The organism is Arenibacter aquaticus (genome assembly GCF_003957295.1).
Taxonomy (GTDB): Bacteria; Bacteroidota; Bacteroidia; order Flavobacteriales; family Flavobacteriaceae; genus Arenibacter; species Arenibacter aquaticus.
Genome location: NZ_RQPJ01000001.1, coordinates 110208 through 133540, shown reverse-complemented (window position 1 = coordinate 133540; position 23333 = coordinate 110208). Strand labels below are relative to the sequence as shown.

At 41.6% G+C, this 23333-nt stretch carries 14 protein-coding genes; all 14 read left to right on the top strand.

Annotated features, from left to right (window positions below; all coding sequences use genetic code 11):
- Nucleotides 1-4: 4 nt before the first annotated feature.
- The 14 genes from EHW67_RS00525 to kduI all read left to right on the top strand — a co-directional run bounded on the left by EHW67_RS00525 (nt 5) and on the right by kduI (nt 23333).
- Entirely contained in the window at nt 5-1696 is a 1692-nt protein-coding gene (locus tag EHW67_RS00525; RefSeq protein ID WP_126160390.1) for a RagB/SusD family nutrient uptake outer membrane protein, read from the top strand.
- Between the two features lie 213 nt (nt 1697-1909).
- A complete protein-coding gene (locus EHW67_RS00520; RefSeq protein ID WP_126160389.1) occupies nt 1910-3436 on the top strand; it encodes a sulfatase-like hydrolase/transferase in 1527 nt (508 codons plus the stop codon).
- Nucleotides 3437-3440: 4 nt separating this feature from the next.
- The gene (locus EHW67_RS00515; RefSeq protein WP_126160388.1) at nt 3441-5069 is read left to right on the top strand and encodes an alpha-L-fucosidase; all 1629 of its coding nucleotides are present in this window, start codon (nt 3441-3443) and stop codon (nt 5067-5069) included.
- An 11-nt stretch (nt 5070-5080) separates the two neighbouring features.
- On the top strand, nt 5081-6670 hold the full coding sequence (locus EHW67_RS00510) for a sulfatase family protein (RefSeq protein ID WP_126160387.1): 1590 nt from the start codon (nt 5081-5083) through the stop codon (nt 6668-6670).
- A gap of 14 nt (nt 6671-6684) precedes the next feature.
- Nucleotides 6685-8013 (top strand): sulfatase, encoded by a 1329-nt coding sequence (locus EHW67_RS00505; protein WP_126160386.1) that lies wholly within the window; start codon nt 6685-6687, stop codon nt 8011-8013.
- A 17-nt stretch (nt 8014-8030) separates the two neighbouring features.
- On the top strand, nt 8031-10346 hold the full coding sequence (locus tag EHW67_RS00500) for a glycoside hydrolase family 95 protein (protein ID WP_202911885.1): 2316 nt from the start codon (nt 8031-8033) through the stop codon (nt 10344-10346).
- Between the two features lie 9 nt (nt 10347-10355).
- On the top strand, nt 10356-11732 hold the full coding sequence (locus EHW67_RS00495; protein WP_126160385.1) for a sulfatase family protein: 1377 nt from the start codon (nt 10356-10358) through the stop codon (nt 11730-11732).
- 146 nt (nt 11733-11878) lie between these two features.
- On the top strand, nt 11879-12661 hold the full coding sequence (locus EHW67_RS00490; protein WP_126160384.1) for an SGNH/GDSL hydrolase family protein: 783 nt from the start codon (nt 11879-11881) through the stop codon (nt 12659-12661).
- Nucleotides 12662-12665: 4 nt separating this feature from the next.
- Complete coding sequence (locus EHW67_RS00485; RefSeq protein ID WP_126160383.1) at nt 12666-14522, top strand: beta-N-acetylhexosaminidase; 1857 nt, start codon at nt 12666-12668, stop codon at nt 14520-14522.
- Between the two features lie 4 nt (nt 14523-14526).
- Nucleotides 14527-15993 (top strand): sulfatase family protein, encoded by a 1467-nt coding sequence (locus tag EHW67_RS00480; protein ID WP_126160382.1) that lies wholly within the window; start codon nt 14527-14529, stop codon nt 15991-15993.
- Between the two features lie 39 nt (nt 15994-16032).
- A complete protein-coding gene (locus EHW67_RS00475) occupies nt 16033-18369 on the top strand; it encodes a GH92 family glycosyl hydrolase (protein ID WP_126160381.1) in 2337 nt (778 codons plus the stop codon).
- Between the two features lie 34 nt (nt 18370-18403).
- Nucleotides 18404-19720: an alpha-L-fucosidase gene (locus tag EHW67_RS00470; protein ID WP_202911884.1), complete on the top strand. Its 1317-nt coding sequence runs from the start codon at nt 18404-18406 to the stop codon at nt 19718-19720.
- A 69-nt stretch (nt 19721-19789) separates the two neighbouring features.
- On the top strand, nt 19790-22090 hold the full coding sequence (locus EHW67_RS00465) for a family 20 glycosylhydrolase (RefSeq protein ID WP_126160380.1): 2301 nt from the start codon (nt 19790-19792) through the stop codon (nt 22088-22090).
- 403 nt (nt 22091-22493) lie between these two features.
- Nucleotides 22494-23333: a 5-dehydro-4-deoxy-D-glucuronate isomerase gene (kduI, locus tag EHW67_RS00460; RefSeq protein WP_126160379.1), complete on the top strand. Its 840-nt coding sequence runs from the start codon at nt 22494-22496 to the stop codon at nt 23331-23333.

The following is a 23333-nucleotide window of genomic DNA, read 5'->3' as shown; positions in this document are numbered from 1 at the left end:
AAAAATGAAAAACACCAAAATAATAACAGCAATACTATCCTGTATGACCTTTTTTTCATGCAGTGATTTTTTAGAAGTGGAAGATTTGGACCAGCTGACCTCTACAACAGTTTTTGTTTCAGAGACCGATTTAAGTTATGCTTTAAACCAATTGTACACCTATTTACCAATTCCTAATATTGATAATAATGGTAATAATACACTGGGTATAGTACCTTATTTCTGGACAGATGATGCTATTCATAGAGGTATCAACAACGGTGCAGCTAGACAAGGTTCTGATTATAATTGGACAACAACAAATAATGTTTTGGATGCATTTTATAGGTATGATGCCCTTGCTGATATAAATTATTTCTTGGAGGCTCTACCTAATGCTTCATTTGTCAATGAAGATAATAGGGAACGATTTGGGGCAGAAGCCCGTTTCTTTAGAGCCTTTTTGTATGAAGGCATGGTATTGGCCTATGGGGATGTTCCTCTGGTAACAGAAGTAATTGATGCAGATGTATACCTTAGTAGAACACCCAGGTTGGAAGTGTTTAATTTTGTGATCCAGGAATTGGATGAAATTGCAAATATACTACCGGAGACCTACTCTGCTCAAAATGCCGGCCGTATTACTAAGGGGGCCGCATTGGCACTAAAGGCAAGGGCTTATTTAAACGCTTTGGGATGGCATTCGGATCCAACTTCTTTATATACAGGGGCTGCAGATGCATGTAAGGAGATTATTGATAGTGGGGTGTATTCCTTGGCACCGGGTATTGAAGGTTTTTCGGAGCAGTTTACTTCAGCTAGTGACTTGGTTTCAACAGAAACCATTTTGGCAAATATTTATGTACCTGGAACAAGAACCCATGAATTGGCCAGAAACCTGGCTCAGAAAGGTTCTTGGAGGGGGTCGGCTGCATCATACGGCAATAACCAAAGTAGAGCAGGTTATACAGCAGATTTTATAGAAGAGGTACAAACCATTAACGGCCTGTTTCCTAAGGATGATGTTTCCTATAATCCTGCCAGTCCATGGGAGAACAGAGATCCAAGATTGGCCGTGAGTGCAGTACTTCCAGGAGATGAATTGCCGGCGAAGAGTAGTGATTCAGATATTTATGTCTATCAGCCACACCCGAATATTTCGCCAAACACTGATAATATTACTGGTACCTCCAATCCAACAGGGTATAGCTTTAAAAAGTATATAGACTATACCTTGGATGCCATGGACCAAGGTGATGCTGATTACAAAATCATCCGTTATTCAGAAGTACTGCTAATGTATGCAGAGGCATTGGCCGGTATAGGGGATAATGCTGGTGCTTTAACTTATTTGGATAAGGTACGCGAAAGGGTAGGAATGCCTAAATATGCGGATATAGGTTTGCCTAATGTTTCCAGAGGTACAACTGGAAATCAAATGATAGATGCTATTTTATTGGAAAGAAGATATGAATTTGCCGGAGAGGGGCCACAGCGTTGGTTCGATATTTGGCGTTACAAATTGGGAGACCAAGTAATAGGACAGGTGTACGGTATTCCAGAAAGCACCATATTACCTGGAGATTTGGTAGGACCCAAATATAAGGCAGATGGTGATTCCTATAGTAGGGCCTGGAATGATAAATTCTACCTATTGCCTATTCATCAGAATATTCTGGACGCAAATCCAAACATAGAACAAAATCCAGGCTGGTAATTTCTACGGTTACCACTAAGAAGCCTAAAAAAAATAGGGGATGTTCCTCTAGGTTAGTTTAGTTAGATTGAAAAGGGAGGTGGTTCCTCCCTTTTTTTTAATCTTTTAATTAAGAATATTTATAAGGTATTTATTGATGAAAACACTGGCGGTAGATAGAAATGGGTAAAAGTCTTACTATCTAAGGAGTTGGATTTTAAAAATCTATGAAAGATGTTAAAAAGAACCGAAGGCAAACAAATTAGGATTCTAGTTATAGCAAAATACTTTCTTGTGGTAATGGCTATATTGGCTATTGGATGTAAAAATGCTTCCCATAGTAAGAAAGACAGGCCCAATATATTATTTCTTTTTACAGATGACCAAAGGTATAGTACCCTTGGGGCCTTGGGTATGGATGAGGTGCTTACCCCGGGAATGGATGGTTTAATGGCAGCGGGGACCACCTTTACCAATGCTTATATTTTAGGGGCACCCCATGGGGCAGTGTGTTCGCCCAGTAGGGCCATGCTAATGACCGGGCGCCACTATTTTAATCTAGAACCCAATGTATATGCACAATTTTCTGTTCCAGATAGCCTTAGAGGGAAGTCCAATAAACTAACCTTTCCAGAATATTTTAGGGCTAATGGATATACCACTTTCGCCACAGGCAAACAGCACAATGGCAAAGATTGGGTAGAACGCGGATTTGAGGTAGGGAAGGCTGTATATATGGGCGGCATGACCAAACATTTTGGTACCAAAGTAAAGGATTTTAGTACAAATACCGGATGGTCCAAGCCCTATGCTGACAAAGAAAAATTTTCTAGTGAATTGTTTGCTGACGCAGCCATAGATTATATAGAAAAGTATCAGGCAGACCAACCATTTCTAATGTATGTGTCCTTTACCGCTCCACATGACCCCAGAACGGCTCCACAAGAGTTCCATGAACTATACCCGCAAGAAAATATAACCTTGCCGGAAAATTTTATGGATGGCCATCCCTTCCCAATAGCGGATATGAAGATCAGGGATGAGAAATTGGCGGCCTTTCCAAGAACGGAAAAAGAAATAAGACAACACATCTCCGACTATTATGCCATGATCTCGGCTACGGATGCACAAATTGTACGGATATTGGAAGCCTTGGAAAAATCAGGTGAGGCAGAGAATACCATAATCGTTTTTTCTGGGGATAATGGCCTTGCAGTTGGGCAACACGGCCTATTGGGCAAGCAAAGTGTATATGAACATAGTATAAAAGTACCATTGATCTTTGGCGGACCGGGGATTCCCAAGAACAAAAAGAAAGATGCTTTTGCATACTTACACGATGTCTTCCCCACCTTATGTGGGCTTACAGATCTGGAAATACCCTCCTCGGTACAGACCAAGGACCTGACCCCAGTACTCATGGGAGAACAAGAAAAAGTTAGGGAGGTAATGCATTTTGCATATAATGCATGGCCCGGAGATAACAAGCCAAAAGAACGCGGTGCACATAGGGCAGTACGCAAAGGCGACTATAAATTAATTGTTAGCAGCAAGGACGGAAGACTAACGGAGCAACTGTTTAACCTTAAAAATGACCCTTGGGAACTTAACAATTTAATTGACACGGAAGAGAACAACGGGATTTATAATGACCTAAAAACGTCCCTAAGATCCCTCATCAAAGAAACTGGAGATCCGGCTAATCTAAATAAGGATATGTTTGGCTTGTACGGGGAGGTGGATGTAAATAAAAAGGAGTAGGAAAATGATGAAATTGTATATCAATAAATTAGTTGCACCTTTAATACTATTGGTAACACTTTGCTGTGTATGCACTACAGGGTATGCTCAGGACAATAGCAAGGAATTAAGCTGGGACCAATTGGCAGAACAATACAGTTGTCCAGAATGGTTTAGGGATGCCAAGTTCGGAATATGGTTCCATTGGGGACCACAAAGTGTGCCGGAACAAGGTGGTGGCTGGTATGCCCGTCATATGTATATGAAGGATGTAGGGCGACAGAAGTTTGGGAAAATGGCCAATCCATATCATTTGCAAACCTACGGACACCCATCAGAATTCGGTTTTAAAGACGTCATTAATCAATGGAAGGCCGAAAATTTTGATGCTGAAGCACTTATTAATTTTTCAAAGGAAAACGGGGCCAAATATATAGTGGCTTTGGCGAACCATCATGATCATTTTGATTTATTCGAATCTTCACATCATCCTTGGAATTCAGTAAATGTTGGTCCTAAAAAAGACATCATTGGCGAGTTTGAAGCGGCAACACGTAAAGCCGATTTAAAATTTGGGGTTACCAGCCATGACGATCGTTTTTTAAACTGGTGGAAACCCGCTTTTGGCTCGGATAATGAAGGGGAAAAAGCCGGTGTGCCTTATGACGGACGTTTAACCAAGGCAGACGGTAAGGGCAAATGGTGGGAAGGATTGGATCCTAAAGATTTATATGGTCCCGCACCGGAAGATCGCACACCAGAAATTATTGAGGACATAAAGAAAAGCTGGCTAAAACGTCATCTGGAACTGGTGACAAAGTATAAACCAGATTTGTTGTATAACGATGGTTTTAACTTTACTTATGGGGATTATGGTAAGGAAGTGACCCGCAAACTTTACAACAATAGCCTGAAAGAAAACGGAAGTATTGATGCCGTAATGCTTTTAAAAAGAAAGGCAAAAGGTACGGTCAATGAGGTAGAATCCGGGGGGAGCAATACTTTAAGGGAATACCCATGGCAATCTGAAATAACGTTTACCGATTGGTTTTATAAAACAGATCGTCATTTAACCCATAATGCACGTACAATTTTGGAAATGCTAATAGAGGCCGTTAGTAAAAATGGAAACTTACTTTTAAGCATGGAATTAAACCCTGATGGGACCATTCCCTACGAAATTAAAAAGAGCGTAATAATTGTAGGCGATTGGTTGAAAATTAATGGTGAAGCTATTTATGGGACCCGACCATGGAAGGTTTTTGGAGATGGAAAAAGTGTTCGGGGCGAGCATGTAGAAACCGTTGAGGGAGAACTTAGAAATGCTGTTGCTGCTCAAAAGAAGGGAGAACATTTTAATCAACGTACAACGGCAACACCGCTTTTTGCCAATGATGAGGTGCGCTACACCACTAAAGGCGATGATTTTTACATTGTGGTCATGAATCCTTCAAAAGGCGAATTGGTTATTCCTTCTTTAGGGAAATCGAGTGATGTTAACCCGGGAAAGCTTAAAAGCCTAACGCAGTTATATGATGGTAGAAAAATAATTTTTAAGCAAGCCAACGATAATTTAAGGATTACTATTCCGGTAGTAAATGGAAGAAGTTATCCCTTGGTTTTAAAGGCAAATTTTAAGAATATTGAGTTCTAAAATATATCAAGATGAAAATTAAAAGCTCTTTTGTACTGCTCACAGCAGTGCTGCTTATGGCCAATACCGGCTGTAAGGACAAAACCACGGTAAAAACGGAGGGTAAAAACGAAAGACCCAACATTCTCTTTATTATGTCTGATGACCATACGGCACAGGCTTGGGGGATTTATGGGGGGGTCTTAAAGGATTATGTGCACAATCCCAATATAAAACGGTTGGCGGCCGAGGGATGTGTTTTAGAGAATTGCTTGGTTTCCAATTCCATTTGTACTCCCAGTAGGGCAACCATCCTTACCGGGCAATACAGTCACGTTAATGGGGTTACCACCTTGGGAGCAGGCTTGTCCCCAAACCACAACAATATTGCCAAAGAGCTGCAAAAGGGAGGCTATGCCACTTCCGTAATTGGTAAATGGCATTTAAAACAAGAACCCGCAGGATTTGATTATTATGCCGTACTACCTGGGCAGGGGGATTATTGGAACCCAAGATTGAAAACCGCGGACAATTGGGAAGACTACTACGGTGGTGGCAAGGTGGTGCAAGGTTTCAGTACCGATATCATTGCCGATAAAACCATGGAATGGATTGAAAACAGGGACAAATCCAAACCCTTTATGGCCATGTGCCATTTTAAGGCCACCCATGAACCCTATGACTACCCGGAACGCTTTAGTCATCTATATCGCGATGAGGAAATTCCTGTGCCCGATTCCTTCTACGACCGAGGAGCTGAAACTACCGGGCGTGTTTTCAAAGGTCAATCTATAGACAATCTGCAAAAACGTTATCTAAAGGCTACTGCCAATCCGGAACTACGTAAAGACTATATGGCCTATCCAGAATTGCCTTTCTCGGTAGATGGCTTAAGCGAAGATGAGGCCCGAATGAAAACCTATCAGAAGTTTGTTAAGGATTTTATGCGCTGTGGAGCTGCCGTTGATGATAATATTGGCAGACTGTTGGATTATTTGGACGAATCTGGTTTAGCGGAAAACACCATTGTTATTTATACGGCAGACCAAGGGTATTTTCTGGGAGAACACGGTTGGTTCGACAAGCGTTTAATTTATGAGGAATCTATTCACATGCCCTTCGTAATACGGTATCCAAAAGAGATTCCCGCAGGTACCAGAAATGCCGATATCATTGAAAATGCCGATTTTTCGGCCCTCTTTGCCGATTATGCGGGCATAGATTATCCTGAAACCATGCAAGGCCATAGTTTTCGTGAGAACCTAAAGGGAAATACTCCCGCAGATTGGCGCAAGCATGGTTACTATAGGTACTGGGACCACAGCAAAGATCGTCCAGGCCATTTTGGGATTAGGGGAGAGCGCTACAAGCTTGCCTTCTATTATGGAAACGGACTTAAGGTGAATGAATACAGTGAAGAGGAGCAACCCGATAAATACTGGGAATTTTTCGACTTGGAAAAGGATCCCAATGAACTCCATAATGCATATGCCGATTCGGAGTATCAGGATATTATTTCTGAAATGAAGGATGAAATTCTTAAACAGCGTAAAATGCTTGGCGATACCGATGCCGATAATCCAGAAGTACTTGAAATTATTCAAAAGCACTGGAACGATTGATTTAATTAAAAATTATGATAATAAATTTTAATAGACTTCTTAGCACTTTCCTTTTGGCAGTAATATCATTAAGTTGTTCCGCCCAAACAGGAAAGCCAAATATCATCATTATCATGGCCGATGATATGGGGTATGGTGATTTAACTTCCTATGGCAGCACGATGATCAATACTCCTAACTTGGATAAAATGGCTGCAGAGGGAATTAGATTTACTGATTTTCATGCCAATGGACCTGTTTGTAGCCCTACAAGAGCAGCCCTTTTAACGGGTAAATATCAACAACGCGTTGGTATAGATGGTGTAGTAACGGCCAAGCACCATCGCGATAAAGGTTTGGCTACTGGCGAAATAACATTTGCTGAGGCTATTAAACAAGCTGGGTATGTCACCGGGATGTTTGGTAAATGGCACGTTGGTTACAAAACTGAATTTAACCCCATCAATCAAGGTTTTGATGAGTACATTGGTTACGTTTCCGGTAATGTGGATTACCATTCCCATATAGATCAAGAAGGTTATGAAGATTGGTGGGTAGGCGATAAGATTAAAAACGAAAAAGGATATTCTACAGACTTAATTACACAACACTCGGTAGATTTTATAAAACGCCATAAAGACGAACCTTTCTTACTATACATTCCACATGAAGCGCCTCACGGCCCATTTCAAGGACGTAAATCTCCAGTAGAACGTTATGTAGATGGGGGAAATAGATCCAATCCCATGAAAAAAAAGTCCAAAGAAGAGCTTAACATCCTTTATAAGGAAATGGTTGAGGTGATGGATGAAGGCATTGGAGAAGTGATGAAAACCCTAAAAGAACTAAATATTGATAAGAACACTTTGGTGTTCTTCTGTTCGGATAACGGAGCATCTAGTAGAGTGGGGAGCAATGGACCTTTAAGAGGATATAAATCCACCTTGTGGGAAGGGGGACACCGTGTGGCCGCTATGGCCCGGTACCCAGGAACCATTGGACCAAATCAAATTAATAATGAGACTATTCTAACTATGGATTTATTTCCAACGATTATGGATGTTGTTGGAGCAGAAATCCCAGAAGATTTGGATGGCATCAGCGTAAAGGATAATCTTTTTCAATCTAAACCTATGCCGGAAAGAGATTTGTTTTGGGGATATGCGGGAAGAAAAGCTATACGACAAGGAAATTGGAAACTTATTCTGCCTAAAAAGGATGTAGAACCATTGTTGTTTAATCTAAATACAGACATAGGTGAAAGCAATAATGTAGGGAGCGAGCATCCAAAACTGGTTAAATCCATGCTAAAAAAATTAGAAGATTGGTCTGAAGATGTTTATTCATCTTCAGAAGATATGTAGGTATAAAATATTATAAAATGAGGATACAACATGCGTCTATAATCTTACTTTGTCTAATGCTTTACTGTTGTGGAAACCCGGGCGAAGCAATAGAACAAAAAGAGGTGATTAAACTTCAGTACAACGAACCTGCTAAAAAGTGGACAGAAGCTTTGCCCGTTGGAAATGGAAGTCTTGGAGCCATGATATACGGAGGGGTGTCCCAAGAACATATTCAATTTAATGAGGAAACCCTTTGGCGTGGGCAACCCCATGATTACTCCAATAAAGATGCTGGGGGGTATTTAGATAAAATACGGCAATTGCTAACAGAAGGTAAACAAATGCAGGCCCAAAAATTGGCACAGCAAGAGTTTATGAGCGAGCCTATAAAACAGGTGCATTATCAGCCCTTTGGCGATATGTATATCGATTTTAAAAACCATGATAACTACTCTGATTACAAGCGCGAACTTGATTTGAACAATGCCATTGGTACGGTATCCTATACCGTTGATGGTGTGGAATACAAACGAGAAGTATTGTCCAGTTTTCCAGATCAGATTATTGCGGTTAACTTAACTTCCAGTAAGGCCAAAGCCCTTAATTTTGATTTGTGGTTAGATGCAATCCATGAAGATAAAGCGGTTACTTCTTCAAATGATTCGCAAACCTTGGTGGTCAAGGTAAAAGGCGGTGCTTTAAGAGGTGTTTCAACCTTAAAAATCAAAACCAACGGAACTATTTCCCATGTTGATGGTAAACTTCATATTACCCAAGCATCCAATGCCAGCATCTATTTAACGGCGGCTACGAATTACGTTGATTTTGAAGACGTTTCCGGTGAACCTGAAAAAATAGTGCCCAAAACCTTGGCAACGGTTTCAAACACTGGTTATGAAGCGGTAAAAGAAAAGCATATTTCGGATTACCAATCCTTGTACAACCGTTTCCAAATTAGTTTTGGGGATAATGGAAAATCCAAAAATCCGACCGATCAACGTATTTCCGATTTTAGCAGCGATCCAAATGACCCACAACTGTTGGCCTTGTACGTAGAATATGCGCGTTATTTAACCATTTCCAGCAGTCGCCCAGGAACAATGCCGGCAACACTTCAAGGTATTTGGAATGATAAATTAACACCGCCATGGTTCAGTAGTTACACCACTAACATTAATTTGGAAATGAACTACTGGCCGGTAGAAATGTACAATTTAAGCGAATGCCATGAACCCTTGTTCGATTTAATTGAGGACCTTTCTGTTACGGGGGCCAAAGTGGCCAAAGCACACTATAATGCCGAGGGTTGGATTGCACACCATAATATTGATATCTGGCGTGGCGCAGCACCGGTAAATGCATCGCACCACGGTATTTGGTTGGGTGGGGCTGCTTGGTTAAGTACCCACATTTGGGAGCATTATCTGTACAGCCTAGATAAAGACTTTTTGCAAGAGAAGTACCCGTTAATACGCAGTGCAGCCTTGTTTTATAGTCAGTTTTTGTACGAAGATCCCAATACGGGTTATTTAATTAGTTCACCCTCAAACTCACCGGAAATAGGTGGTTTGGTTGCAGGTCCAACCATGGACCATCAGCTAATCAGGGCATTGTTCAAAAGTACTATTGCAGCTTCAGGAATTTTAAATACAGATCAGGAATTTGCTTCCTCCTTAAAACCAATGATTGCTATAATTGCCCCAAACCAAATAGGGAAACATGGACAATTACAGGAGTGGTTGGAAGATAAGGATGATCCGGAAAATCACCACCGCCATGTTTCACACTTGTGGGCGGTTCACCCCGGGAATGAAATTAATTGGGAAGTCACGCCAGATTTAATGAAGGCGGCAAAGCAATCTTTGGAATACCGAGGTGATAATGGCACAGGCTGGAGTTTGGCCTGGAAAATAAATTTTTGGTCTAGATTTAGGGATGGCGACCATGCATACAAGTTATTGCATAAACTTCTGAGTCCGGCCGAAAGGCCAGATGGTAAGGTAGGAGGGGGCTCTTACCCCAACCTGTTTGATGCACACCCGCCATTTCAAATTGATGGAAATTTTGGAGGCGCTTCCGGTATTATGGAAATGATCTTACAAAGCCATTTAGATAAAATTGAACTTTTGCCGGCCTTACCGGACGCCCTGCCAGAAGGAGATGTTTCCGGTATTGTGGCCAGGGGTGGCTTTGAATTGTCCTTTTCTTGGGAAGAAGGCCAATTAAAAAGCGTTTCGGTACTTTCAAAAAGTGGCATGCCATGTGTATTAAAATACAACGATAAAACTATTCAATTTGAAACTGAGGTTGGTGAAACCTATCATTTTGACGGTTTGTTAAACCAAAAATAGAACCATATCATGCAAAGAATAAAACTAGTAGCGTTTATTATTACGGCATTTTTAAGTTGTAAAACAGCATTGATTGCTCAGAATAAAAATTCCAAACCAAACATTGTCATTGTCTTTACCGACGATCAAGGGTATCAGGATGTTGGCGTTTTTGGTTCGCCATTAATTAAGACCCCCAACCTTGATAAGATGGCGGAAAAGGGTATAAAGTTTACCGATTTCTATTCGGCTTCACCAGTATGTTCCCCCTCACGGGCAGCACTTTTAACCGGCTCTTATCCAACTAGAGTCGGGGTGCCCGTGGTATTATGGCCAAACCTTCCAGGAGGATTGCCAACTGAGGAATTGACGATAGCCGATATGCTGAAAACCCAAAACTATGCCACGGCTTGTATAGGAAAATGGCATTTAGGGGATAAGGAGGAATATATGCCAACTGCACAGGGTTTTGATATGTATTATGGGATTCCATATAGTAACGATATGTCTGTATATCCGAAAGCAAAAGTTTCAGAAAAGGTTTTGTTTAGGGAAGGTATGACCATTGATAGTTTGAGACAAAAAAAATGGAGAGGAGGCCTAGTGCCATTAACAGAACAAAATGAAATTATTGAATACCCTGTAGATCAATCCACCTTGACACAGCGCTATACAAAAAAGGCTTTGGAGTTTATCAATGAGAATAAAGAAGACCCCTTCTTCTTATATCTGGCGCATTCCATGCCTCATGTTCCATTATATGCCTCAGCGGAATTTAAAGGAAAAAGTAAACGTGGTCTTTATGGTGATGTGATCCAAGAAATTGATTGGAGTATGGGTAAGATTTTAGAGACCTTGGAAGCCTTGAAATTGGATGAAAATACACTGGTGATCTTTACATCGGATAATGGTCCATGGAATCTTAAAAATGGACATGGCGGATCTGCCTTGCCTCTTCGAGGGTATAAATTCCAGACCTACGAAGGCGGAATGCGGGTTCCTATGATAGCCCAATGGAAGGGAGCCATTCCTGCAGGGACCGTTTGTTCCGAGGTAGCCTCTACCATAGATTTATTGCCTACCATCGCTCATTTGACCAATAGTGATATGCCCGAGGAAATAGTGGACGGAAAAAATATTTGGCCCTTGTTGGCGGGAAAGAAAAAGGCTTCCCCACATAAAAAAGACGGGTTCTTCTATTTCAAGGAATCTACTCTTGAAGCAGTTAGGAAAGGCGATTGGAAATTGAGGTGGACAGAAGAGGGGATAGAACTTTACAACCTGGCCGAAGATGTTTCCGAAAGCCAAAACCTGGCCGAGGCCCACCCCAAAATAGTGCAAAAGCTGATCAAGATGATGGATGAATTTGATGCCGAATTAAAAACGGACAATATGAGGTACCAATAGGGGGTTAATTGAGAGAGCGTGGCCAATAGATAATTTAATGTGATCTTAATTTCTCTACGAGCTACATAAAGGATCACCCGGTCTTTAAAACAATAAGCTAATCTAATAAATGAAGATAGCACTTCATCGTAAATTAAAATCGTAACATGAAACGTCTGGATTTCTTAAAAAAAGCCTGTGCAGGCGGTGTTGGTATAGCCTTGCTGCCGCAGGTATATTCTTGCGGAACCAATAAAAATATAACCGAAACGGCCTGGTCAGGGTTACGGGCACATGACGGTCCAATATTCTCCTATGTGCACCCAAAGAAGGGAGTGCCCAATGTGTTGTTATACGGCGACTCGATCTCCATAGGATATACAACCACGGTCAGGGAAGAACTGGCGGGGAAAGCCTCGGTTTTTAGGATTTTCAGCAATGGTATTTCTAGTCACGACTTGATCCCTAAAATGGAAAAAATGGAGCATACCATGTTTAAGCCTCATTTAAAAGGAGGTTGGGATTTTGAATGGGATGTAATTCATTTTAATGTAGGGCTACATGATATAAAGTACCTGAGCGAAAAAGGAATGGATAAAGAAAATGGAAAGATCGTTTCCACGGTGCCCACTTATCAAGAAAACATAGGGGATATTTGTGAATACTTGCAAGAAAAGTTTCCCAAAACAAAATTGATTTTCGCCACCACCACCCCAGTTCCCGACAAGGCAAAGGGGCGTTATGCGGGAGATGCCAAAAAATACAACCAAGCCGCTTTGGAAGTTTTAAAGGACTATCCTTCTATAATCATAAATGACCTATATGGCCACACCCTTCCCAATCATGAAGAATGGATGGTAAAACCCGGTAACGTGCACTATAATAAATTGGGGACAACAGCACAGGGAAAGAAAGTGGCTAAAGTAATCCTAGAACAACTAAATCAATAGTTACATGTCTAAATATTTCACTTATATACTGTTTTTTTTAATACTTGGGTTTAACCATCAAGTGGTGGCCCAAGCGTATCATTTTGTTCCTCAACCGGAGTCGGTTTCCTTTTCAGAGGAAGTATTTATTTTGGATAAGAATACAAAAGTAGTGGTCCCCAAAAAGTTTCGGGGAGTTCTTATACCATATTTAGCCGAAAAATTCCATGACGACCTGGGGCTGAACCTTACTTACTCTTACCGAAACCCAGAAAAAGGAGAAAAGCATATACAATTTAAATTGGATAAAAGGGTATCTGTAAAGGATGAGGGCTATTTGCTAGAGGTACAACCAGCATCCATTGTGGTGACCGCCAAGGATTATGGTGGACTCTTTAATGGTTTTCAGACCTTGCGTCAAACCTTTCCCTTGGAAAACCCAGGAACGGTAAAGCTGCCTGCCATGACGGTTAAGGATAATCCTAGATTTGCTTGGCGTGGTATAATGTTGGATGTTTCCAGACATTTTCAACCCAAAGAATTTATCTTAAAACACATAGATGTACTTTCCTCCTATAAGGTGAATAAATTCCACTGGCATTTAACCGACGACCAGGGGTGGCGGATCGAGATTAAAAAGTATCCAAACCTTACTGAAAAAGGAGCTTGGCGGGCCGATAGAACTGGGGTGAGCTGGTGGCAGCGCGAGAAAGCAACTGCTGAGGAACCCAAAACGGTAGGTGGATTTTATACCCAGGAAGACATTAAGGAAGTTATTGCCTATGCCAAAGTGCGCAATGTAGAGGTTATCCCAGAGATAGATGTACCTGGACATAGCAAGGCTTTGGTAGCTTCGTATCCACATTTATTTTGTTATGATGAACCAGATGCAAATTTTGAAGTCGCCGTAGGCGGCAAAGCGCCGGATAATGCGGTCTGCGCCGGTAAGGACTCTACCTACGAATTTTTAGAAGGGGTAATAGAGGAGGTTGCCGCTCTGTTTCCTTCAAAATACCTACATATAGGGGGTGATGAGTGCAATAAATCCAACTGGAAAAAATGTCCGTATTGTCAAGGGGTAAAATCAGAAAACAACTTAAAGGACGAAGAGGAACTGCAGAGTTATTTTATACAAAAGGTGCATAAAATAGTAAAGGCCCAAAATAAGACCATGATTGGTTGGGATGAGATTTTAAGTGGTCAAGGAGCCCCTGGAGCAACCATTATGGCGTGGAGAAGAGGAGACCACAACCCACAGATAACTGCCCCCCAAGATGGCTATCCTACCATAATGACATCCTATAAGTACATGTACCTCAGTCAGGTTCAAGGGCCCACTTTTATGGAGCCCGAAGGCCCTAAAGTGGTATTGCCCCTGTCCAAAGTATACGGGCATGAGCCCATTCCGGAGCAATTGACTCCCGAAGAAGTGAATAGGGTGCTAGGTAATGAGGCCTGTTTGTGGGGCGAGTTTACCCCCACTCAAGAACATTGCGAATATATGTTGTATCCGCGTGCCCTTGCCAGTGCAGAGGTGTCATGGAGCCAACCCAATGTTAAGGACTGGAAGCGGTTTCAGACCGCCTTGGAAGAATGGCACTTTAAAAGACTGGATCAAGAGGAGGTAAATTATGCCAATAGTATGTTTACGGTGTATGCCTCATACGCTCTGGATCAGTTGAAAGGTGAAGCTCATGTGTATTTAAATACAGAAACAGTAGGGTATGATATATTTTATACCACCGGAGGGGAAGACCCCACCGTATCTTCCATAAAGTATGAGGGTAATTTTATAGCAGCCCCCAAAACCCCCATAAAAGCCGGACTTTTTAATAAGGAAGGAAAGCTATTGGGGAAGATAACAGTAATTAGATTAAAATAATACTATGAAATTTTCAAAATTCTACATCTTCTTTATGCTCATCCTGGCTTCTGTTAAGGCTCAGGATCGTCCCAATATTGTATATATTATTTGCGATGACCTTGGGTATGGAGACGTTCAGGTTCTAAATCGTGAAAACGGTAAGATCCCCACTCCCCAAATAGACAAAATAGCTAAGGCAGGAATGGTGTTTACCGATGCCCACTCTGGCTCCTCGGTATGTACCCCTTCACGATACGGTGTGCTTACCGGCCGTTATGCATGGCGATCAAGATTGCAAAAAGGGGTTTTAAGTGGAGGCGATGAATTGGATCCATTGATATCCGAAAATCAACTAACAGTTCCTGAAATGCTTAAGAAATATGGGTATAATACTGCTGCAATTGGGAAATGGCACCTTGGATTTAAATTTGTGAATGAAAAAGGAGAGCCTTATGAAATATACGAGGATAAGAAAGTAATAGGCCCGCCAATTGGAGCTATAGTTCCTGATGGTCCAATTACACGTGGCTTTAATTCCTATGTTGGATTTCATCACTCAAGAGTCATGAAAACGGTCATTAAGGATGATAAGGTTGTTGATAAAATGCCTCCTATAAAAATGTTGCAATTTTTAAGTAATCATGCTACCGATTATATAGCTGCCGAAGCCACTAAAAAAGAACCGTTCTTTTTGTATCTGGCCCTTAATTCTCCACATAGCCCTGTGGTTCCTTCTGAAAAATGGCAGGGAAAAAGTGGTATGGGAGCCTATGCCGATTTTGTTATGGAAACCGATGATGTGGTAGGTCAGGTTATGGAGGCTCTTGAGCAAAATGGAATTGCAGAAAATACCCTGGTGTTCTTTACCAGTGATAACGGTTCTTCGGCTCCTGTGGCAAAAGCAGGAAAACTGGAGAAGGAGTTTGGTCATTATCCAAGTGCACATTTACGGGGATATAAGTCCGATATATGGGAAGGAGGCCATAGAATCCCCTTTATCGTGAAATGGCCGGGAAAAATAGAAGCCAATACAAACAATGACGAGCTCATTTGTCTTACCAGTTTAATGGCCACTTGCGCAGATATCACGGGAATAACTATCCCGGAAGAGGCTGCTGAGGACTCTTATAGTATACTTCCCTTGCTTACCAATAAAAAGGCTAAAAGCGATTATGAATATGTGGTGCACCATTCCATAAACGGTAAGTTTTCTATACGTAATAGAAAATGGAAATTGGAATTCACCCCGGGATCAGGAGGGTGGACAGCCCCCAATGACAAAAAGGCCAGGGAAATAGGGCTTCCCCAAATACAGCTTTACAATATGATAAAGGATGAAGGGGAAACCAATAATGTCTATGCCCAACATCCTAGGGTAGTAAAGAAACTGACCAATAGATTAAAGGAAATAGTGGACAACGGAAGGACTACCGAAGGCAAATTGCAGGATAATGATGTTCCAGTCGATATATTTAAAGTTGGCAAATAGTATTTATCCCAAGTCCCATAATAAAAAGATGTAGATTATATGAAAACGGAAAAGATAAAATTGGTACTTAGAAATATTGGCTTTGCCCTGCTAGCTATCTGGGTGTTTTCTTGTTCCTCTTCCAAGGAAAGTAGGCCTTCGGAACCGGAACCTGTAGATTATATTAATCCCATTATCGGGGCCATCACCTATGGGAAAAAAACCAAGGATGCCCATGGGTTTGGTAAGACCTTCCCTGGGGCCGCTACCCCTTTTGGGTTGGTGCAGCTTAGTCCGGATACTTTTACGGGAGGTGATAACGGTTCTGGCTACTCTTATGAACACAAGACGTTGGAGGGCTTTAGTTTTACCCATATGAGTGGGGTAGGCTGGTTTGGTGATCTTGGGAATTTTTTGGTAACGCCAACTACCGGTGAATTAAGGACAAACCGTGGGGTACCAGAGAATCCTGAGGATGGATACCGTTCCCGTTTTTCCCATGAAACCGAAGAGACCAAAGCCGGCTATTATGCCGTGACCTTGGACGACTATAAGGTTAAGGCAGAACTTACGGCAGCTCCAAGGGCCGGTATTATAAGGTTTACCTTTCCTGAAAACGATAGTTCCAGGATCCAAATAGATCTTTCGCGCAGGGTAGGGGGTACCTCTACCGAACAGTATATAAAAGTAGTGAATGAAAATACCATTGAAGGCTGGATGAAATGTCCGCCCGAAGGTGGGGGCTGGGGTGCCGGTGCGGGGAATGCAGATTATGTAGTGTACTTTTATTGTCAATTTAGTAAGCCGTTAAAGGATTATGGTATTTGGAGTGCCGATATCCCGGACGTACCCAGGAAAATGCGATTTATTAGACAGGATGACTACCAATTGGCGGTGAAGAATGCTAAATTATTTCCATCCAAAAATGAAATGCAGGGCAAGCATTTAGGATTCTATTCCAATTTTAGTACAAGGGAAGGAGAGCAAGTTTTGGTAAAGAGTGGTATTTCTTTTGTTAGCGTAGCCGGTGCCAAGGAAAACTTGGAACACGATATAGCCCATTGGGATTTTGATAGGACTCGTGAGCAGGCTGGGGATAGTTGGAACAAGGCTATTAAGAATGTAATGGTTTCTGGAGGGACAGAGGATGAAAAAACTATTTTTTATACCGCCCTCTACCATACTATGATAGACCCCAGAACCTTTTCGGATGTCAACGGAAACTATATTGGTGCCGATAAGAAAATTCACAAAACCTCCAATTTTACCTATAGGACAATATTTAGTGGTTGGGATGTATTCCGCTCACAATTTCCACTACAGACCATTATTAACCCTGTGCTGGTAAACGATGAAATTAATTCATTGCTGCAGATGGCAGAGCTAAGTGGCAGGGAATACTTGCCCCGTTGGGAAATGCTCAATTCCTATTCAGGATGTATGTTGGGAAATCCGGCAGTATCGGTCATTGTGGATGCCTATAGTAAGGGGATTCGCAATTATGATATTGAAAAGGCCTTTAATTATTCTAAAAATACGGTAGATAATACCGGAAATGGGGAGTTGGGATATTCCCATAACCATATTTCCAAAACCTTGGAATACGCGTATTCAGACTGGGCTTTGGGTACTATGGCCAATGCTTTGGGGAAAGTTGAAATAGCACAAGAGTACTTGGAAAAAAGTAAGGCCTACAAGAATATTTGGAATGATGAGGTAAATTGGTTCCGAGCCAAGGACAGCCTTGGGAATTGGTTGGAATGGAAGGGGAAGACCGTCCATGGCCAAGGGTGTATTGAGAGCAATCCTTACCAACAAGGTTGGTTTGTTCCCCACGATATTGACGGACTCAAGAAATTGATGGGAGGGGAAGAGGCCTATAGGAAAGAGCTGATAGCCTTTTTTGAAAATACCCCGGAAGATTTTCTGTGGAACAACTATTACAATCATCCCAATGAGCCGGTGCACCATGTGCCATTTATGCTAAACACTGCGGGGGCACCACACCTTACCCAAAAATATACCAGGAAGATATGTAGGGATGCCTATGGTACAGATGCATACGGGCTATGTGGCAATGAGGATGTAGGGCAAATGTCGGCCTGGTACGTACTGGCCTCAATTGGAATTCACCCTATTAGTCCCGGGGATAACAAATACCAAATTACCAGCCCAGTTTTCAATGAAGTGGAAATACTATTAGATCCCGATTATTACTCCGGCGGGCAATTTAAAATTGTGGCCAACAACAATTCCAAAGAAAATATCTACATACAATCTATGACCTTAAATGGAAAGCCTTTGGATAGGTTTTGGATTACACATCAGGAAATAACGGCAGGCGGGGTGTTGGAAATGGAAATGGGACCTGATCCGGTCATAGGTTCAATCAATTAAAAATAAAATAAAAGAATTTAATACGTAAAGGGTTATGATGAAAAGGGTGATAATAATATGTTTGTTCAGTTTGATGGCCATGACGGGGAAGGCACAACAGTATTCCTATCCAATGCCGGAATATATACCAACACAGGGAAATTTGGAACAGCGTGCAGCATTCCAGGATATGAGGTTTGGGATGTTCATTCATTGGGGTATTTATAGTGTATTAGGAGACGGGGAGTGGGTCATGTATCAACAAAAAATACCCTACAAGACATATAAAAAGCTAACGAAGTTCTTTAATCCTCAGGATTTTGATGCCAAGGAATGGGTGCAGATTGCCAAGTCGGCAGGTATGAAATATATTACCATCACCACTAGGCACCATGATAGTTTTAGTATGTTTAATACGGAAGCATCCCCCTACAATATTGTAGATGGCACCCCTTATGGAAAAGATCCCCTAAAGGAACTTGCAGCGGAATGTAAAAAGGAGGGCATAACGTTAAACTTTTACTATTCACTATTGGATTGGGCCAGGGAAGATTACGGTTTTGGAAAGAAAATAGTAGACGGCTATCCTGTTGATACGGACTGGGACAGCTATATAACGTTTATGAAGACGCAGTTGACCGAATTGCTTACCAATTATGGGGAAATTGGAGTCATATGGTTTGACGGACATTGGGATAGGAAAAAAGCCAATTGGCATTATAACGAAATCTATTCCTTGATCCACGAATTGAGTCCAACTACCTTGATTGCCAATAACCATCATCTTCAGCCCATTCCAGGGGAAGACATCCAAACCTTTGAACGCGACTTGCCAGGAGAGAACAAAGGAGGCTACAGTGCTGGGGTCAAGGTAAGTCAGTTGCCCCTTGAATCCTGTGCTACCATGGCAAAATCCTGGGGGTTCAACCTTAATGATAAAAAGTTTAAAACTACCAAACAGCTGATTCATTTTTTGGTGAACGCCGCCGGAAGAAATGGAAATTTATTATTAAATGTGGGGCCCATGCCCAACGGGGAGATTCAGTCAGAATTTGTGGAGACCTTGAAAGAAGTAGGGCAATGGACCGCAAAATACGGGGAAAGCATATATGGCTCTAGGGGCAATGTTATAAAACCGCAACCATGGGGCACCATAACCCAAAAGGATAAGGTACTCTATGTGCATGTATTGAAGCCTACCCAGGAGCCGTATATTTTTATTCCGGAATTAAATGAGAAAATTATTTCCGCCGCGGCCTTTGACGGTACATCCAAAATAAAGTTCAAGCAAGTAAGGGAAGGTGTCTTTTTGTACCCAGGAGAGGATTTTGATACAGAAATAGATGGGATTATAAAACTCAATATCAGATAGGTAATATCAGTGCGCTGGGCAATTGGAGTATTAGGTGAACCAGTTTGCCTGCCGAAAAAATTAAAAGAAATGAAAAAGTATATAACGTTATTGTGGGTTGCTATGGTTATAGCGTCCTGCTCAAGTAAGAGACCATCATTTAGTGCCGACGATATCTCTCTGTTACCAAAGCCGTCCAGTTTTCAGTTAAAGGATAGCTCTTTTGAGTTCAATGCCAATACTGTGATCAGTTTGGACGATCAAAGTCAACAAAAAGCCGCCAACTATTTGCTGGGCCTATTTAATAAAGCGGCGGATTATGACCTGGAAATATCCAGGGAGAAATTAGAGGAAGGCGTGGTATTTGAGTCTGTAGAGGGATTAAAAAAGGGAGCCTATAACCTTAGCGTGAATCCCAATAAAATCCTTGTTACGGCGTCTGGGGAAAGCGGTTTTTTTAATGCCGTTCAAACCCTTAGGCAATTATTGCCAGCGGCTATAGAAAGTCAAGAGGTTGTTGACACTGAATGGTTTGTTCCTTGTGCTGAGGTAGAAGATGAACCCCGTTTTCAATGGAGAGGAATGCATATGGATTTTAGTAGGCATTTTTTTAAGATGGATGAGGTAAAGGCCTTCTTGGATTATATGGCCCTATACAAGCTGAATACCTATCATATGCATTTAACAGATGATCAGGGATGGCGATTGGAGATTAAGAAATATCCCCTATTGACAGCAAAAGGAGCCTGGAGAATTCCGAATAACCAAGATACTATATGCAATACACGGGCAGTAGAAAATGAATTGTATAAGATTGATGAATCCAACTTTAGGGAAATTGATGGTGAACGTAAGTATGGAGGCTTTTATACCCAAGAGCAAATAAAGGAAATTGTGGCCTATGCAGAGGACAGATGTATAACCGTGATCCCGGAAATTGATATGCCCGGGCATTTTAAATCTGCTATAGACAATTACCCATTTCTATCTTGTAACGAAGAATCTGGTTGGGATACTGTTTTTACCTATCCAGCCTGTTTGGGAAAGGAAACCACTTACGAATTTATGAAAAACATATTGTCCGAAGTGGTAGACCTTTTTCCTTCCAAATATGTGCACATTGGTGGGGATGAGGTAAATATTAAATCGTGGGAGCAATGTCCCCATTGTCAGAAGGTAATTCAGGAAAACGGACTCAAGGATGAGCACGAGCTGCAATCCCATTTTAACAGGGATATTGAGCATTACCTGCAATCCCAAGGAAAGCAGCTCATGGGATGGGACGAGATTGTACGTGGGGGCTTAACAAAAGGCGCTTCTATGATGTGGTGGAGAAACTGGGCGCCTAAGGCACCACAAATAGCGGCCCAGAATGGAAACGATATTGTGGTAACTACTACAGCAGCCTATTATTTTGATTATTTGAACGAGGGGAATAAATTGGAAAGGGTTTATAACTATGAACCCGTACCTGAAAGCTTTAGCCCGGAACAGGAAGAACATATCCTAGGGTTACAGGCCAACCTTTGGTCCGAGTGGATTCCCAATTTTAAGAGATTGCAATATCAGGCTTTCCCCAGAATGTTTGCCGTAGCGGAAACGGGATGGGTTGCCAAGGAGGCTAAGGATTTTGAATCCTTCAACGGGAGTGTGCAAAAGCAATATGATCGTTTGGATGTATTGGATGTCCATTACTACATACCGGCGGTAGAGGGGTTGCAAAGGGAAATTGCCATGGTAGACAGTACATCGGTTAAACTAAATTTGGCCTATCCCATGGAGGGCGTGGAAATTTTTTATACCCTGGATGGTAGTGTTCCCAATAAAAATTCTTTGAGGTATAAGAGCCCAATTGTGGTAAAGGATACGGGTACAATTAAAGCCCGTGCCTATCGCGATGACATATTTAACGATCTAAAATCGACCAAAATTGTTAAAAAGGATTTTGTTGAGGCCTTGGATGTTTCTCCAGAAAACAGTGGATTAAAAAGATGGGTGCCCAAAGGAAAATATAAAAAGGTAGAGGAGATCAAGACGCCCACAACCGCAAATTGGACATCAGTGGATGGGATAGAATTAGGGGAATTAAAAGAGGAAACAAATTTTTCCGTGATATACGAGGGCTTCTTTAAGGCCGAAAAAGATGCCATTTACGTTTTTGAATCCCAAGCAGACGGTGGCAGTATGGTCTATTTGGACGGAGCCTTAACGGTAGACAATGGTGGTTACCACGGACCAAGAAAACGATATGGTACCGTGGCTCTTAAAAAAGGGTGGCATGCTATTTCGGTACACTATAAACCCAGTAGTAACCCAAGAATGATAAAAGTGTGGCAGGGAGTGCAAGGGGAAGATTTGAAGCCCATAAATAAAGAGGTAACCGGGTATTGATAAAAAAGGGAAAGCCCTGCTGTTCCCTTTTAATATAACGGTGCCCTATGAATATATTGGAGCTCATAACAATAAGAATCCGTCTCAGAACCTGAGGCGGATTCTTTTGATAAACCATACTCTTATAGGTTTTGTTATGAGTCAATTATTCGGTTTGTAATCTTGATTATATGCTCAGAATACATCGCTGTGATGTCAATATATCTTTTAATGTAATCGATTGTATAATTTTTGTTACTTTTATGGAATATTTTGCGGTAGTCGTCTAAAATGTTTTTGGAACACTTTGGGAATTGCCTTTAAGACTAATTTCATGACCTGTCCATATTGGAAGTGTACCAATTGATACCGGAAAATTAATATCTTATACAGTAATCTAGAAATTTAAACTAAAATAGTAGCTATGGCAACTTCGTATGAAACCAGATATGCTTCCAGCCCGGAAGCCGTAAAAAAGTATGACACCACCGCTTTGCGGGATGAATTCTTGATATCCAATTTAATGGAGAAAGGGAAAATTAACCTTACCTATACCCATTATGATCGTTACATTGCCGGTTCGGCAGTTCCGGGGAAACCGTTGAAACTAGAAACAATAGATCCGTTAAAGGCCGAATACTTTCTGGAAAGAAGGGAAATGGGAATCATAAATGTAGGTCAGAACGGATCCGTTGAGGTGGATGGTACTACCTATTCCATGGGGCACAAGGATGCGCTCTATATTGGGATGGGGGCAAAGGAAGTAATCTTTAAAAGCGAAGATGAAGCCCAACCTGCTCAATATTATATAAATTCGGCTCCGGCCCACAAGAACTTTCCTACTAAAAAAGTGAGCTTACAGGATGCCAATAAATTGGAATTAGGGTCCTTGGAAACCGCCAATCACAGAACCGTAAACCAAATGATCATTGGGGGAATTGTAGATACCTGTCAGTTGCAAATGGGGATGACAGAATTGAAGGCAGGAAGTGTTTGGAATACTATGCCTGCACATGTCCACGATCGCCGAATGGAAGTTTATTTTTATTTAGATGTACCAGAAGGACAATCTGTTTGCCATTTTATGGGGCAACCGCAAGAAACCAGACATATATGGATGCAGAATCACGAAGCCGTTATATCCCCACCATGGTCCATACATTGTGGGTCAGGTACATCCAACTATACTTTTATATGGGGAATGGCCGGGGAAAACCTGGACTATGGGGATATGGACGTAGCAAAAATCACAGAACTTAGATAA

Coding starts and splice junctions, on each gene's coding strand:
- EHW67_RS00525 (WP_126160390.1), top strand. CDS start 5: ATGAAAAACACCAAAATAATAACAGCAATACTATCCTGTATGACCTTT.
- EHW67_RS00520 (WP_126160389.1), top strand. CDS start 1,910: ATGTTAAAAAGAACCGAAGGCAAACAAATTAGGATTCTAGTTATAGCA.
- EHW67_RS00515 (WP_126160388.1), top strand. CDS start 3,441: ATGATGAAATTGTATATCAATAAATTAGTTGCACCTTTAATACTATTG.
- EHW67_RS00510 (WP_126160387.1), top strand. CDS start 5,081: ATGAAAATTAAAAGCTCTTTTGTACTGCTCACAGCAGTGCTGCTTATG.
- EHW67_RS00505 (WP_126160386.1), top strand. CDS start 6,685: ATGATAATAAATTTTAATAGACTTCTTAGCACTTTCCTTTTGGCAGTA.
- EHW67_RS00500 (WP_202911885.1), top strand. CDS start 8,031: ATGAGGATACAACATGCGTCTATAATCTTACTTTGTCTAATGCTTTAC.
- EHW67_RS00495 (WP_126160385.1), top strand. CDS start 10,356: ATGCAAAGAATAAAACTAGTAGCGTTTATTATTACGGCATTTTTAAGT.
- EHW67_RS00490 (WP_126160384.1), top strand. CDS start 11,879: ATGAAACGTCTGGATTTCTTAAAAAAAGCCTGTGCAGGCGGTGTTGGT.
- EHW67_RS00485 (WP_126160383.1), top strand. CDS start 12,666: ATGTCTAAATATTTCACTTATATACTGTTTTTTTTAATACTTGGGTTT.
- EHW67_RS00480 (WP_126160382.1), top strand. CDS start 14,527: ATGAAATTTTCAAAATTCTACATCTTCTTTATGCTCATCCTGGCTTCT.
- EHW67_RS00475 (WP_126160381.1), top strand. CDS start 16,033: ATGAAAACGGAAAAGATAAAATTGGTACTTAGAAATATTGGCTTTGCC.
- EHW67_RS00470 (WP_202911884.1), top strand. CDS start 18,404: ATGATGAAAAGGGTGATAATAATATGTTTGTTCAGTTTGATGGCCATG.
- EHW67_RS00465 (WP_126160380.1), top strand. CDS start 19,790: ATGAAAAAGTATATAACGTTATTGTGGGTTGCTATGGTTATAGCGTCC.
- kduI (WP_126160379.1), top strand. CDS start 22,494: ATGGCAACTTCGTATGAAACCAGATATGCTTCCAGCCCGGAAGCCGTA.